We start from the raw sequence: 15,735 nt of genomic DNA, 5'->3' as shown, positions 1-15,735 counted from the left end.
AATTAATCTTCACTAATTGTAACGTCAATATGAGCTTGACCGTCAGTTAAACTTACTGGCAACTTCTCGTCACCGTGTTTCAAGAGCAAATCAACTTCTCTAAAAGATGCCGGATTTTTGAACTTGATCCGAACCTTCGATGCTTCTAAGCCAGATAGATCGATAATCGTCTCCGGCTTAGCCTTCACCCGCAATTTCTTGATAATAATACCTTCTCCATCATCGTCACCCGAAATATCGTAGATCACCACATTCTTACGCCGGAAATAAAGAATGACTACGATGATCAATAAAGGAGCAGTCGCAATCGGGATGATCGGCAGCTTACTTTTCGGCTCAATCGGCTCCGGTTCCTGTGGGATTTGTGGGATATAGTCCTTTGGCTCGACAGGTTCGATGATAAAGTCGATCCGTCTCGTATTTTCCGATTCATTTAATTCAATTACCGTTCTTATCTCGCTTGCATCCTTTAACGATTCGGTCCTGGAATCCTTTTTTTCGCTGCCCTGATAAACAACAATCTCAACCTTTCCAAGTTCCTCATTGGTGAAAGGATTCTTCAAGATGACGGTATGTTGACCAAGCTCCGCATTCTCAAATTTATACTCCCCATTGGCATTCGTATACGTGACGCGCGGATTAGAATGCAGTTCAACTTGTATACCTTTCATCGGATTGCCGTCTTTGTCCAAGACAACCCCAAAGACCGTTCCATATTGCTTTAGCTTTTGATACCTGAACTCGACAACCAACTGGCGATTCTTTTGCTCAATCATTACACTTTGGACAGAAGGCTTCAAAGGAGTATACCCCTCTATAGCGGGAGCAGAAATCTCATGCTTGCCGAGTGGTAAATCCCGCAGAATCTCTTCTGTCAAGACTTCATCCGTTTCAACGTCAATCGCAACAATACGAACCTGATCCAATTTTGGAGCCTTTTCAACTTTCGACACATCATTTGAAACCTGAACATCCTCTGATGAACCTTCATCACTTACCGGCTCTTGAACGATAACAGGTTCATTTTCTACAGGTTCGTCAGCAATTGGATCTTCGACAACCGGCTTTTCATTGCTAATAGGTTCCTCCGGCTGCTCAACAACAGGAGGTTCGGCTGGAACTTCAACTACAGGCGGATCAGCAGGTTCTTCAACCACTGGTGGTGTAGGTGGTTCCTGAACTACTGGTGGATAGATTACAGGCGGTTCAACTGGATCATCATCTGCAGGTGGCGTAATAACCTTCTCTCTGTAGAAGTAAGTGATCTTTTGAATTGGTTCGGCAACGGTCAGAACGACCTTTTTCAGGGCTTCGCCCACAAGTTCGTAGACCCCGATTACTGCATCGGCAAGATACGAGTGCTCTCCAAGCTCTAAATCCATTAAGACCTCATCGTCTCGAATCTTTTCATTCGTTACTGAATCTCTAAACTCAACTTTAAGTTCGCCTCTAGTTACTGGCGGTAGAGCGATCGGCTCGAAATATGCTGTGGCAGTTTTATTCTTATCCATTTTAATGGTGATTTCAGCATCCGAATATTCTTGCCCATCGACTATCCACTTCACAAATACATATCCCTCAGATGGATCAGCATTTAAAGTGACTTCTACATCTTTGTCGTACTTCAACTCTCCGTTACTGGAGCCTGGTGTCGTCGCTCCTTCACCGACCTGATTCACTGTTAAAGTAAACTGATTCGGTGCGTTTGGTGTTATCAGGTCAAAATAAGCAACCGCCGCGATATCCCGATCCATCGTAATTGTAAAGTTAGCGGTCAAAATCTCTTCCCCATTTACCAGCCATTTTACGAATTTATATCCGTCCGCAGGGTTAGCAGTCAGGTTAACCGTCTGTAGCTCATAAAATTTAGATACCCCTGCAGGGGAGACATCGCCTTCACCGACATGATCAACCGATAAAGTGTACTGAATCAGCGGTTCGAAGTAAGCGGTGGCAGTTGTATTGTTATTCATGGCTATCGTCAGCACAGGGACGTATGAATCAATTCCATTAACAACCCACTTAACGAATCTGTGACCAGCTGCTGGACTCGCAGTTAAGGTTACCGGCTCTAACGGAAAATGATTTGTTACCCCTGCAGGGGAGACAAGACCTTCCCCGATCTGATTTACGCTCAAAGTAAACTGCGCTGGAGAAGTCGGCTTAAAGACCGCTTGAGCTACATGATCTCGATCCATAACGACATCAACCCATAGTGCAAATGGATTTGGATAGTAAACGTCATCGCCATCGATGACCCATTTTTCAAATTCATACCCTGGAACAGAATTATTAGTAGACAAGGATACTGTTTGTCCATCAGGATATTCATAAGTTCCTGCATTTGGGAATACCGATCCTTCACCTAATGGTTCAAGAATGGTCAAGGTGTGATTAGTTGTTGATGGTGCTGTGGACTTGTAATAAAATACAACCGGAGTATTGCCAAACGATCCTGTATCAACAGAATATGTGCCACGATATATTCCATTTTCACTGACATCAAAATCTGTGCTGCCAGCACTCAGCACTTCTAATTTTTTATTAGCTGCGTCATAAGTCAATACCGATTCATCTTCGATTGCAAAGGTGACAGAATTCCAATCAACAAGACCGTCCACAGAAGTATTAGGGTCAGGTGCATAAATACCCCTCAATAAAAACTTCGGTGCTAGTACTGCACTTTCAACAGCACCGAATCCTGATACTGTTTTTTCGGAATCGTCATCTAATGAATATCCCTCAATACCTTTAGCATAGTAGGTTTGTTGTTGCATGATAGCGACATTGGTAAATACTTCTGAATCAATTAATTCATTGGTATCTCTGTCTCGATATTCGACCTTTACATTTCCAGTAGGATTGAATTCAAAATTATACTGTGGGCTACGAGCCGCGACATCTGAAGTAATCTCCATCAGATTATTAAAAAATTGCGTGCTCTCCGCATCGCCTAAGACAAAGTAGTTATAAGCTGCATCCACATAATTCGGATTCGCGCTGTTGAACACTGATGTTAAAGTTGCCATATCATTGTTTGTTAGTTGGTTATCGTTTAACCTCAACGTGTCAATTGAAGTTAAGCTTGTTAAGCCACTAATATCGGTCAACTTATTCCGTCCTAGATTCAGCGTGTCTACTGTCCGCAGATTGCTTAACCCATCCACATTAGTAAGCTGTCCGTCATTTAAAAATATGTTTTTGGCATCTTCCAAAAAGCTTAATGGATCAACATCTGTTAAGCTACTGTTCGGGAAGTAAATATTCTTTGCAATTCGCGGATTTTTGAAAAGTCCTTTGTCAAATATCTGCATTCCCTCAAGGCTGGAGACTCCCATATTGCTTGAAGGATTTCCAAAACTAACAAAGCTGAAATCATTATTGGTATATAGCCACATGATCCTCGATTCAACATCTTCCTTATTGATTACATCCGTTACCGACCATTTTTCTCCCCACTCATAGGACATCCACTCAACAAAATAAGTTGCTAAATCTTCGTCTTCGAATAAATCGCTTATGATAACATCTTCCCCGCGATGATACCTTGAGATCGGATCTTGACCGCCATTATCGATTTCAGGAACATCTGTGCCAGTAGTTATGTCTTTAAAATTAATGTTATTGGCAATTGCATACTCTTCGGCAAAAGAACCGACATGACCCACGATAGTCGTTTGCTGAGGTATTGTTCCGATAACAACATCACTTATAACAGTGTTTGGATTCTCGATGACAATACTTTTCAGGTTAAAACAAAAATAGAATGCCCTCGTGCCGATATCTGTGACTGTTGATGGAATCACAACTGTCTCCAATTTAGTTGAAGCAAATGCATTTTCACTAATACTCGTCACATATGGCGGTATTTCAATACTTGTTAATCCCGTTCCATAAAATGCACCGAAACCTAGATCGTTTAAAGTGCTTGGAAGTGTTAGACTGGTCAAATTTTTATTCTCAGCAAAAGCTCCTTCCCCTATAGATGTGACACCCTCAGGTATGGTTACGCTTGTTAGATTAGGCATCATACTAAATGCACCTTTCCAAATATAGGTCACCCCTTCAGGGATAACCACACTAAAGATTTCTGATTTTCCCTTAAAGGCATCAATAAAAATTGATTTAACAGGATATCCATCAATAGTATCAGGAATTACAACATCTCCCCCTGGTCCCGTATACCCTGTGATCGTTGCATTAGAACCAGAAGTCTGGTAGGTAAAATGACTCGGATCAGAATCGTATACTACGCTGGTGACCGAAACTCCTCCATAGACACTATCGGTGACACTACTATCACCATAAACAGCATCCGTCACGCTTGTTCCGCTGTCAGCAAATGCCCCGAGAGGGAATAGGCTGAACATTAAGCAAATGACCAAAGATAGGGCAACTCCACTAAAGAACTTCCTCTTCCTCACATTCACATCTCTCATCCCCTTAGACTTATAAGAATTCATCTAAAAGGAATAAATTTGATCTGAGAAAAGCTGCAAAAGTGGATTTTAGCAATGACTTTGCAAAGGGCTTCTGCAGGGTTATACTACCTGATTCAAAAATAAAAAAGCTGCAACCCCGAAGGATTACAGCCATTACTAACGAATCAAACTATTCGACCTCTACATAAGCCATGATGATCCGTAGTGCTTCGTCGTAACTTCGTGCTTCGGACAATACCCTGTCCTTCATTTCTTTTGCTTGACCATCGAGTCCAGCATCCTTTAATGCTCTTGAAGCAATGCCTAGCAGATTGAAGATGTTCCCATTTTCACCGACCAAGCGAACCTTCGGTTTCTCCAATAACCTTACCCCCATGAATTATTGAAATACGCTACTCTGAAGCACATACCGAATAAGTTCCATTTATTCAACATAATTCGACAAGTCGAACAATAAGTACTCACTCGGGAGTAAGAAGGTATAATATTTCGTTTTTCCATCGTCACCGTATATCGCCCATACATCTTCGGAAAAGAGATGCTTATTGTCAACGGTCACCAAGTGATTATCGTTCCCGTCCGTAACAACCGTGTTGTTACCCACATTTTTGAAAACGATGAACTCTTCACGCTGCCGATATAATTGAAAAAGAAGGGCAATCGCCAAGTCCCAGTCTCGACATCCGATTTCCTTAACACCTTGGGTCATTACAACTGAAAGTTCCACTCATAAAAACTCCTTCCTAAGGTACTGATCATAATAAGAAAGTCATCGCTAGCCATTAAATGTCCGAAATTTCCATTCTACTCAAACCCGACCTATAATTCTTCATCAAGATAACCGGCTCCCGACAAAATCGCTGCAACTGCAAGTGGACGAGGATGTATTCCGTGATGCATGTAACCTTCTCGGATGACCTCGTAGTAAAATGGACTCGGTGGTGCGATGGGTCTCGATTCATCAACGTTCATGATATAAACCATCGCGTTCACTTTTTTATGTTGTTGACTTTCACCCTTTTTCCTAAGTTCAATATTGACCTCAAGCATCTCTTTCCGATACAGACCGCTTGCAACCCATTCATAGCGATCCAACGCGACTTCGTCCTTTTCTGAAATACTCCAAAGGACAATTGGCACGTTTTGACCTGGACTGTGTTTGATATTGGCGACACCTCGAAATTCCAATTCATAATCTTCAATAAAGCCTTGCCCAATGACATAAGCATCTGGACATCTGCGCTTCATTTGAGGGATATGTAAATTTGAACCATAGGCTGCATAGAGCTTCCTCTGCATTTTCAACACCCTTTCCAGAAATATAAGATTACGTTACTTCAGCCAAAACAGGTTCTTGTTCATCGCGTCTTGATGGATCTCGCCATGCGGAATCACCTGCAAGTGGTTTTAACAAGTGGTGTCGCATGGTCTTGTATTCATCGGAGATCGCTCCCATCCTCAAGAGCCAAACTCGCATAGTATATTTGTCGTTGCCATTTTCCGAAACTGTTACTCGACTGGTAGCCTTTCTTTGTGACAATGCCTGATTACAAATTAATAGTGACAATTGGATATATGCCTTAACCTTGCCGGCATGTAGGGTACTATTGAACAATCTGAACTCCACGGTTTTCAATCTGCCGCTGAGTAATGGATGTAGGTTAAGACAGCGGTAGCGCGAGTCATTGTAGCGATCCGATCTGCTCCCTTGGGTGACCCCTAAATACCAGATGTCACTGAACTTCTCGAGAGTCTTGGGTTTCGTCCGATTTAACCTTTGAATAAAATCTGTAGAAAGACCCCGACAATAACGCTGGCGAACACTTCTGACATGTACGGCTTTCATCAGCAAATCCTGCTTGGCGTAGACGATGTTACATAAAATCCGTAACTGATTCGGAGTAAACTGATCAGCTCCAACATGGACGTGGAGTCCGCAACTTCTATTGGGTGAAGCACCCGCCGAGCGTAATTCTCTGATCAGATCTTGAAGCATAGGGAGATCGGCATACTTCAATACCGGAGTGACTAATTCGCACTGATAGCTATCATCAGCAATGATGATGTCACTCCCGCTCACCATCTCAGGCTCGATAGAAGCATCTCGAACGACTTTCCAGATCCGTCCTGAGTGATCCCGAATGTCGTAGACCTCATACCCCCACACCATTCGCGGGATCGGATTGGTGTTAAAGAAGTCCGCGATGACCCTGGCGGCAAAATGCCTTTGGATACGAGTGAACTCGATCTCAACGCCATACGTTTGATTTGAGTGATCGACTGGCACATTTTAAGGCTCCTTTCCTTGAAATTCCGTCCCTGTATGTAGTAAAAAATCTCCGGTTTCCAATGCAGTTTTTAAGGCTTCTCAGAGGGATTTTGAAAAAATATCTGAGGAAATGGGGGGATATTTGATAAATCAAGGAGCAAGTCTGGTGGGATTAGTGGTACTTGTCGGAAATGAACAAAATAAAACCGCCCTGATACCAAGGCGGTCACGAAGCTTTTATAGAATTGAATTCAATTCACTCATCTTGAGCCTTCTGGCTGCTCTTTCCTTTTTGTGATTTAGGCTTTTCATCTGATTTTTTCTCATCTCTTTTTGAAGCCAAGTCATCCATATAAGCTTGAATTGACTGATCTTCGGTACGATTAGCGATTTTCGAGTTGTCGCTTTGTGCATTGTGTATTGCTGACTGTTTATTATTCGACCAGTTCTTATAGTCCTGGGCAAGCTGAGCAGAAACAGTTGAATAACTCTCGTCATCACTAATTTTCGAGTCCATGTTGCCATTGGATTTGCCGCCGCGAAGCTTGCTGAGTAAACCGACTTTCCCCGACATTACCCCTCCCGAAATACCACCTTTAGTGGTTGATCCGCCAAACGTATCGCTTTTACTCATAGACAGCTTATTGGAGATAACCTTAAATGCACCGATTCCTAATTCAGCAGTAGCAAAAACCGTTTTGATGAGATGCACTTTGAGGGAGTTGAATAAAATTTTAATCAATCTCCAAAGCAACCAGATATACACAAGATCCACAATCGCCATTAACAATAGCATAATGGAAGGATCAGTCACACCAAGAGAAGGAGTTCGTCCACCTACATACCCCGTTAGCCCTTCTCCCATAAAAAGTGATACAAGATACGCAAAACCAACACTCACTGCAAAAAAGAGTAATGAAGGTGTTCCAACCCTCTTCAAAATTTCTTTTCCAACCCGTTCTGGCGGTACTAAGACACAAGAAAGACAAATCACTATACTTAAGAACAGAAGAAGTAGCAGAACTACCATTTTAACTGTTGGGATCGCCATAACTGCCAGTAAATCATTCACCAAAAGCGCAAGTCCCGTAAAGAATGACGTTTTGTCGATAATTCTGACATACAAATCTTTATCCGACATCAATGGCTCGCCTGTCGCATTCAACAAGATCAATCTCATAAAAGCATCATAGTTGAAATTTTTAAGCTCATAATTCTGAGGGTATTGCATAACACTTTCCCCAAGTAACTTAAACTCCGAAAATTCTCGATTGAAGTTGAAAGTTGCGATCATCGCTGCGGATGTTATCAATACCTCGTCATCAAAATCACGATAATTTGAAAGATACAATAAATCTTTATAAGTTGCCTTTAAAGTAGCTTGGATTCGAGTTTCTATATCAGTCAAGTCAGAAACTCTGTAATGTTTAGCTGCCATATCCGCTTCCGAAAAGATCATTGGTCTGCCCACTTCAAAATAAGCACCTGGATTTAAAGCATCTGGAACAAGAGTAGTTCGGTTAGCTATTCGTGTTTTTTGATTATACACATTCAAGTCGTATAACTGATCAACCCAAGGTGAATATAGCTTCCAAACCTTTTTCATATCTTCTTTTTTACGAAGTTCAGCTTCATATTTCTTGAGTAATTCTGGATCGCTCGGTGCAACCCCATTGGCAAAATCGTAACCATCTACGCTCTCGCCATTAATACTCATCCACCCAAGAACGTATTGATTTCCTTGTTGCAAGTAAGGAATAACATAGGTAAATAACCCCTCAAGATCAAGAAAATCTCTCAGTTTTTGATTGACCTCGGCATTATCACTGTTAACTTTAAACACGTCCTTTGATAGCAACGCCGATTTAAAGCCACCGTCTATGGATGAATAACGATGCCGGAATACATTATAGAAATAATAGAACGGACTTTCCGTAGATAAGGAGAACGCATTGTAATACGGATTCGAAGTGTCCGTATTGATACCCACATTGTTTTCAAAATCATTACGGAAAATCGCCTTCGTTACATCAGCATTGTTCAATATCCAATAACGGTAATCGTCAATAAAGTCTTGATTTGTGCCCGGTGCTCGATAAGCTCCAACTGACTGCACTAGTTGAAGTTGCTGTTTGGATAATAAGGAACCAATATTCGCATCGCTAAACAGTTTAAATCGATAATCTGGTACTCCTTTTAGATTTTCCTTGGCACTTTTAATCTGGTTAGATATTTTTTCTCTATCGATAGCATTAACCTCTACTGATTCGTAAGCATTTTTAGCTTCAGCGGCTATGGCGTTATATGGACGATACACATAAGTAGCTAAGGGGTTGTCATATACATACTCAACCTGAGTAAAGAAGGAATTAAACAACCATCGGAAAATGGTGAGATTCGACATCAGCCCCTGTGGGCTAGTATTATGATTGAACATCTTATCAAACACGTCATCCTTCTTGGGTGACATCCATTTTACCCGAACTCCAACATCGGTTGAGTAAACATTTTTTGCAGCTTCCATGTTCTGAGCAATGATATAATCTATCTCATCGCCTCTTCTGGAGTTGATCGTTGAAATGGATTGTTGATGCTGGGTTATCGCCCAGTAATTGAACCGTTCAGAATAAATTTTATCTCCCGCGGCATTCGATACATTGATCACATTCGAAAGCAAAAACTGAGGTAAAATCAGAACAAATGCCATCAACAATAATATTAAGACCCCTACACCAACTCTTCTTTGTCCAACTATTACCATGAGGATGACAACGAACAGAACAAACAACAGCAAAAGCATATAGATGTGAAGATAATCATCTAAAACCCAAGAAGTTAGCGGTAAATCGTAAAGACTCGGAGAATTGATGTAACCCACAATTGAAGCGTATGAGTTATTTCCTCCTGCACTCACACTTAAAATGTTCCCGATCCATGAACCTGTTATCGCTCGATGGGTCTGGATGACCCAACTGTCCTGAGCTGACTTCACCAGTTTATCCCTGTAGGGACTTGGTCCGTCTGACAGTAGACCGTATACTTTCTTAATTATATCCTTTGACATCTCCGCCATCGTTCTCTCTTCAGAAGATACAACCCCTGTAGAGTTATTGAGCGCGTCATTTAAGTTAAAACTGCCCCCCAAAGTGCTGATCACCATATAAGGAAGCAAAGGATTTGAATAAGGTTCGCTTTTCCAGACTTCTCCGTCTTTATGAATGTTCAATAACTGCACCATATACCCCCAGTAGATGCCTGGGTAGTTATTGACACCATTCATAACAGCTGTCTTAACCGTATACTCTCCTAATGCCCCTGATACTTTATCTCCGGCATATAGTTTATTACTATCAATTTGCGATGCGAATGTGCTGTTCATGCCAAATATTCTATAAACCATCGTATTGTAAAACAAAGTGGAGATCGCATTTTGACCGTTTTTACCTACTGCCTTACCATTATCATCATAGCCAACGATTTCTCCACCATTGCCTGCACTGAATAAATCTGTCCCTTCAAATTTAAAATATGGAGCGTTGGGAAAACTCTTACTGTATCCCTTCCAAAAGCTACTTTCTCGTATGGCGGATGAAATGAAACCTAAACGCCGTTCATTCTCCACTAGCCCAAATCCTGTTGGTGAAACAGTATTTTTGAAAATATTCGAATCCAATGTGTTCAAATTAACGGAAGTAGAAGAAGGGAGAAGATTATAAACAAAATTGTTCCCATCAAATTTAAGTAGCTTTAACGCATTGTTAATAACCTTTGGATCTTCTGTACCGAAATTTCCTGAATCGAGAAAACTCTTTAAAGCTTTAAACGAGTTAGATTCTGGATTAACTTCCTTGCTTAACGTATGTGTCTTTAGGTAATTAACTAGGAACTCTGTCCCTTTCTGAACATCATGACTATTGTTATCAAAATATTGCTTTAAAAAACGATTAAACGGAGACGAGAAATACGATTGCTTATAGAATGTGAAATTCCCATCGACTTCTTTAGCAAATAATTTCTGTCTCTTGATCAGATCATCGTCACTACCATTATTCCAGCTTCCCTCATCCGTTCCACTTGCCCCATTGGTAACATTAAAGTAATACATATCATCCGCTAGTTCATTTAAGGAAAAGACGCTCCCACCGAATAAGTAATCGGATAAGGACTCTTTCTGAGCGGTTGTTAATGATGACTCTCCATCGAAATACTTTTTTCCGTCTTTAAACTTGCTGGAGTCAATCGTAAATAAAATAAACGAATTGGCATCCGAAAAAGTGGACTCCGTGGTTTCGGATAAATATCCCTTTATATCTTCATATGGATTCGACTCTACACGATTACTATTTTCAATAATGGTGTCCGTTTCACCAATAGCCCCTATCTCAAGGGAAATTCCATTATTCTTTAAAACCGTTTTAGCAGAAGGTGACTGGAGTCCAAAGATATTCAACATATTATTAGTATTCATTTTCGCCGCGCCAGTTGTCCCTGTAGTAAAGTAGTCCCTGATATTGTAATACGGAGTCATAAAATGACTGTCAGCAAGAAAATCCTCCGTGATCTTCACAATACCTCCCATAACAAAAACATTCGCAACAGGGAACTTACCATTCTTCGTGTTTTTTGAAAACACTACCGGATTTAAAGCTGACGGAAGAATTAATACATACTCTTCGATAGAGACATTATTATAAGCGCCCCAAATATTTCCCAGACCGTCAATATACAACGAGTGAAATGCTCTTAAGCCCTTTTCCTTATCCAATATAAGTTCTGGAGCAAAGGAAAACAAAACCTGAATGGAAGCCCTTGTTGCCTTATCCTTTAAATCCATGACAACTCCATCTGGGGAAGAAATATTCCCATAAATCTTCGAATCTTGATCAACACCCGCCAGTTTGTTATACAAATCCGTTCCAGACATTACTTTTGCATCTTCCGATGGGGGAGAAGCATACAAACCGAAGGACGATCTTGACGTTTTTAACACATCTGTAATGGCAGAATACAATTTATTGTTGATATTAATGATCTGCTGATAGTTACCTGTTGAACCGAAAAATTTGTTACTTATCTGCTTAGGTAAGGTGTCATCCTTATCCGTCGATGGATCAATCAAATCTTTCAACTTGGTCTTACCCGGAACGAAAAAGTTGGAAAGAAAGACTCCATATATCATAAGCTCATCCTTCGAAACCCGATTCACATCTATTTGAGTTTGATCCTTACGGAAAAATTCGATCATGGATCGAGTCATGGAACTGCCGCTATTCTCCGACTCTGCTGCTTGCACATCGGGATACGGCGATACTGTTAAAAAGACAATAACCATGATCAGTCCGATGATTATGCCCTTTGTCCACTTATTTCGTTTCATATTACCAACCCCTCTGATGATTCTGGATCAGCTTATTTACGCTTAGTCATCGCTTTCCCTGTTTGTTGCTCCAGCTTCTCATTTGACCATGATTCTAATCGTTCTAACTTTGAAGCTACATGTCCCATACCATCGAGAAATTTGATAATAGCTCGTTGCCACCAAGCTAAATCTTCATACCTCATAACACCAGTAGAACTTTGCCACCAAGTCAATTCGTCACATCTATCAGCCGGCTCATCGTTTACGATAACCGTCACAAACACCTCAACATTTTTATTACTCATTCATCCTCATCCTTCCCAAATCGACTTTTCTTTCTGATACTTGTAAATTCGATCTGCAATTAACTCCTAAAATCAAACTTGAATAAAAAACACATCATAAACTGGAACAACATCGTTTGAAACTCGATTTTTTTAATAAGAAAACCGCCCTATAAATAAAGCGGTCTGAGAAAGTTTTATATTTTTCAACCCCTGGTGAACACATTGATCACCCGTTACAAAGCATTGATGTTACTGAACCACTCCTTTACCAAGACTCAAAAGCCATGCAATGAGTCCACCCAACTCACCTGCGACTAAATAGAGTAAGCAGATTGAAAGTATAAAATAAGTCAACAGCCTTTTCTTAAAATACAGAAGATACGCATTTTTATATGAATTCGTAGTTTCAAGGGATGCTTCAACTTCCCTGACCACGACAAAAGCATCGTCAGAAACAAAAGAGGGCTTGCGTTTCCCTTTCTTTTCGCTCCTATCCGTCATTGACTCCCGTGCTATCGGTAAACCAATGTATACTAAATCAATAATTGTTACACCGACCAACAGGATCGTAATAACGATAGCCCCGACTCCGAGAATCACACGTAGAATAGGTAAAATCGGGGCAACCCACCTCATTGCTGTATACACATCAGCAGTTGTTGTCTCCATGACAATCGGTATCAACATTTCAGAAACATCATGATTCATCGAAGTCATTGTATCCATTATGTTCTGCTGGGTTTGAGGAGATACTCTTGATTCCTGTAATGCCGAGACAAATGTTTGTAACGCTTTATATCGGGACTCGCTGGTAGCTGCCTGAAAAATATCAGCTCGAAATTTTAATACCCCTTCTTGGGGATCATATACAAGAAGTCTAGTGTCGGATTCGCTTCCATGAGAATCCATCTTAAAATCTAAGGTCAAATAATCTCCATCCACGCCCATCTGCGACCAAAGCTCCTCCATAGCTTTCATATCGGCAGGAGGAATCCATATCGACTTCACACCAGCCTCTTCAGCATTTACCGAAATTTCTTCAAAGAAACTGAATACAATCGATAGGAATAATACTAGAAGAATAGATAAGGTCAGTTTTTTTGTCATGCCTCCCACCCTCTTAAGGGAAATCAACAATTAAAAATCAAATATGACCTATAAAACCGAATCAATCCCTCTCGAACGAGAGGGATTGATTCATTAACATCAACTATTCATTAGTCCAGTTCAATCACGAAGGAAACCGTATACTTAATGATTTCCGCTTTATCGAAGGCATTACCATGTTTGGCTTCAAAGACAAAATCTGCATTACCGTTAGCTGAAATCGTGCCAATTACTTGATTGGAGAACCGATTTGCATAAAGGGTACTTGCATTGTCAATCGCTTGCCAATTGCTGTTTGCCTTAATACCGACCGCTAACTTCTTACTATCCGCTTTACTCAACTTTGACCATGCAGTATCCGAATAGAGAGTAGGGGCAACGCTTTGGAAGCCTTTGTCGATGGATTCTTGTTTCATCTCAAAACTTTCAATTGATAATTTAACAGGTGCATTGGTCAAGTTTTGAACCGATAATACTGGAGAAATGAATCTATTTTCGGGTTTGTCTTGGTTTGGATCGATAACAAAAGTCACTTCAAGCGGAACAGTGAAATCAAGAACGGTTGCATAAACATTACCTGTTACAGTTACATCGTTAGATACTGGTTCAGGTTCAAAAGGTATTCCATTTGCAGTAGCATAAGCTTCAGCTGCTGTTCCTGTTTCACCCTTAATCTTGAATGTAGGGTCATTATTCGCAAATGCGTCAGTTCCAATAGTGGTTACAGACGAAGGAATGGTGGCACTGGTCAACCCCTTACTCGCAAAAGCTGAAGGGGAGATCTCAACAACAGTTAAACCACCAAGCGTATCTGGAATCACCAAATCCAGTGGGATTGTTCCTTCATACCCCGTAATAGTGGCTGTCCCATCCATATTGTCGGTATACTTAAAACCTGAGGTTACTGGAGCAGAAAGGGGGACAAAGGTATAACCTTTGCTCATTGCCAAGGACTCTGCAGTTGATCCCGTGTATCCGTAAATAGTCAAATCAGAGGGGACTGCCTGCGTATTAGCAAAAGCTGTAGGATCAATGGAAACCGAGGGATTATAAATCTTAACTTCACTCAAACCATTTCCACTAAAGGCATTTGAACCGATGCTAATAACACTTTGGGGGATTTCCACAGTATACAACCCTTTATTCTCAAATGCCTGACTTGAAATAATTATTTGGTTAACCGAACCAATCTGATCGGGTATTACAATACCTACATTAGTTCCCAAATAGTTAGTAATCGTGACGGTTCCATCCCCATTATCTGTGTACTCATAATCTCCGTATGTTGCTGCAAATGCACTTCCGGCAAAAGCGAAAGTAAACAACATGACCAAGAATATCAGTTTTTTCATACCTCTGAACCTCCATTAATCGTTAGATTGATTTTTACAGACGTCTTACCGAGCAAGTACTTTGTTTTCTCATCGTAGATATAAAAGACAGCTAAAACATCATGTGAGCCTTCACTCAAACTACTCAAATCGACTTTATCGCTCTGGACTTTTTGGTTCGGCTTCAAAGTGGGGCTCTTATAAATCACCTGATCGCCTTTCATAATGTCGACTTGCACCAACCCCATATTTTGAGCCGTGTTTTCAATCATCCAATTGACCTCACCATTGGAATAAACCGGATTCGTGTTGATCTTGAAGCGAACCATCGACTCATCCGCTTTTTGCTGAACTCCGGCTCGGATCGTTTTAGCATTTGTCATATCCAATTCACCATCTTCACCAAAACCGCGTTCCTCCATCTTTGGAGGGTCGATTGAGTTCACCGGCTGATTATCCTTTCTCTGTGGAACGAGGAATAACGCTCCGATCAGAGTAACCAGCAACAGTAGGGTCAAGCCGATGATCAGCCTTCGCTTTCTTTTCTCTACAGGTTCAGCTTCTTGTACACTCAATCACATCACTTCTCCCTTCAAAAAGTCTCTGTCTTTTTACTTGTGTTTCACTTGCAATTGGGGGTGAGTCAACCGCAAGTGAACCGATTTAAAGGTTGAGCAAAAAGCAAGAGGGGAAGGGCTTGCGTTTTACTCATAACCCGTAAAATTTCTTAGGCGAAAACTCGAAAAGTAATTAATTGTCCGATGAACCCCAAAAATTGATAGACATTTTACAACTTGGACTCATTCGGCTTATTATCTGGTCATCCTTAAAAAGAAAAAGTGCCATTACCCCAGAAAGAGGGAAGGCACTTTGTGAAAACCGATATTTAATACGGACTTTGCCTGTATCAATGAACAAGTCCCGAATAATAAGCAGATTT

The 15,735-nt window shown here is 40.9% G+C and carries 10 protein-coding genes; all 10 read right to left on the bottom strand.

From position 1 onward, the window contains the following. Positions 1–2: 2 nt before the first annotated feature. A complete protein-coding gene (locus B7E11_RS17920; RefSeq protein WP_176220801.1) occupies positions 3–4,430 on the bottom strand; it encodes a leucine-rich repeat protein in 4,428 nt (1,475 codons plus the stop codon). 181 nt (positions 4,431–4,611) lie between these two features. Beyond that, a complete protein-coding gene (locus B7E11_RS17915) occupies positions 4,612–4,803 on the bottom strand; it encodes a hypothetical protein (protein ID WP_080833662.1) in 192 nt (63 codons plus the stop codon). Positions 4,804–4,866: 63 nt separating this feature from the next. Next, positions 4,867–5,169, bottom strand: coding sequence for a hypothetical protein (locus tag B7E11_RS17910; RefSeq protein WP_139787239.1), 303 nt, complete (start codon positions 5,167–5,169; stop codon positions 4,867–4,869). A gap of 92 nt (positions 5,170–5,261) precedes the next feature. Further along, the gene (locus B7E11_RS17905; RefSeq protein ID WP_080837041.1) at positions 5,262–5,741 is read right to left on the bottom strand and encodes a gamma-glutamylcyclotransferase family protein; all 480 of its coding nucleotides are present in this window, start codon (positions 5,739–5,741) and stop codon (positions 5,262–5,264) included. A 28-nt stretch (positions 5,742–5,769) separates the two neighbouring features. After that, positions 5,770–6,729, bottom strand: coding sequence for an amidoligase family protein (locus tag B7E11_RS17900; protein WP_080837039.1), 960 nt, complete (start codon positions 6,727–6,729; stop codon positions 5,770–5,772). 238 nt (positions 6,730–6,967) lie between these two features. Then, positions 6,968–12,088: a hypothetical protein gene (locus tag B7E11_RS17895; RefSeq protein ID WP_080837038.1), complete on the bottom strand. Its 5,121-nt coding sequence runs from the start codon at positions 12,086–12,088 to the stop codon at positions 6,968–6,970. A gap of 32 nt (positions 12,089–12,120) precedes the next feature. Further along, complete coding sequence (locus B7E11_RS17890; RefSeq protein ID WP_080837036.1) at positions 12,121–12,375, bottom strand: hypothetical protein; 255 nt, start codon at positions 12,373–12,375, stop codon at positions 12,121–12,123. A 231-nt stretch (positions 12,376–12,606) separates the two neighbouring features. Then, positions 12,607–13,464 carry a hypothetical protein gene (locus B7E11_RS17885; RefSeq protein ID WP_080837033.1) on the bottom strand — a complete coding sequence of 286 codons (858 nt, stop codon included), beginning with the start codon at positions 13,462–13,464 and terminating at the stop codon, positions 12,607–12,609. 110 nt (positions 13,465–13,574) lie between these two features. Further along, a complete protein-coding gene (locus B7E11_RS17880) occupies positions 13,575–14,816 on the bottom strand; it encodes a leucine-rich repeat domain-containing protein (protein ID WP_080837031.1) in 1,242 nt (413 codons plus the stop codon). After that, positions 14,813–15,370, bottom strand: a complete 558-nt coding sequence (locus B7E11_RS17875) for a hypothetical protein (RefSeq protein ID WP_080837029.1) — start codon at positions 15,368–15,370, stop codon at positions 14,813–14,815. The genes B7E11_RS17880 and B7E11_RS17875 overlap by 4 nt, the downstream gene beginning before the upstream one ends. Between the last annotated feature and the right edge of the window lie 365 nt (positions 15,371–15,735).

Origin of the sequence: Cohnella massiliensis, assembly GCF_900169535.1 — a bacterium.
Classification (GTDB): domain Bacteria; phylum Bacillota; class Bacilli; order Paenibacillales; family Paenibacillaceae; genus Cohnella; species Cohnella algarum.
This window is presented reverse-complemented; position numbering and strand designations above follow the sequence as displayed.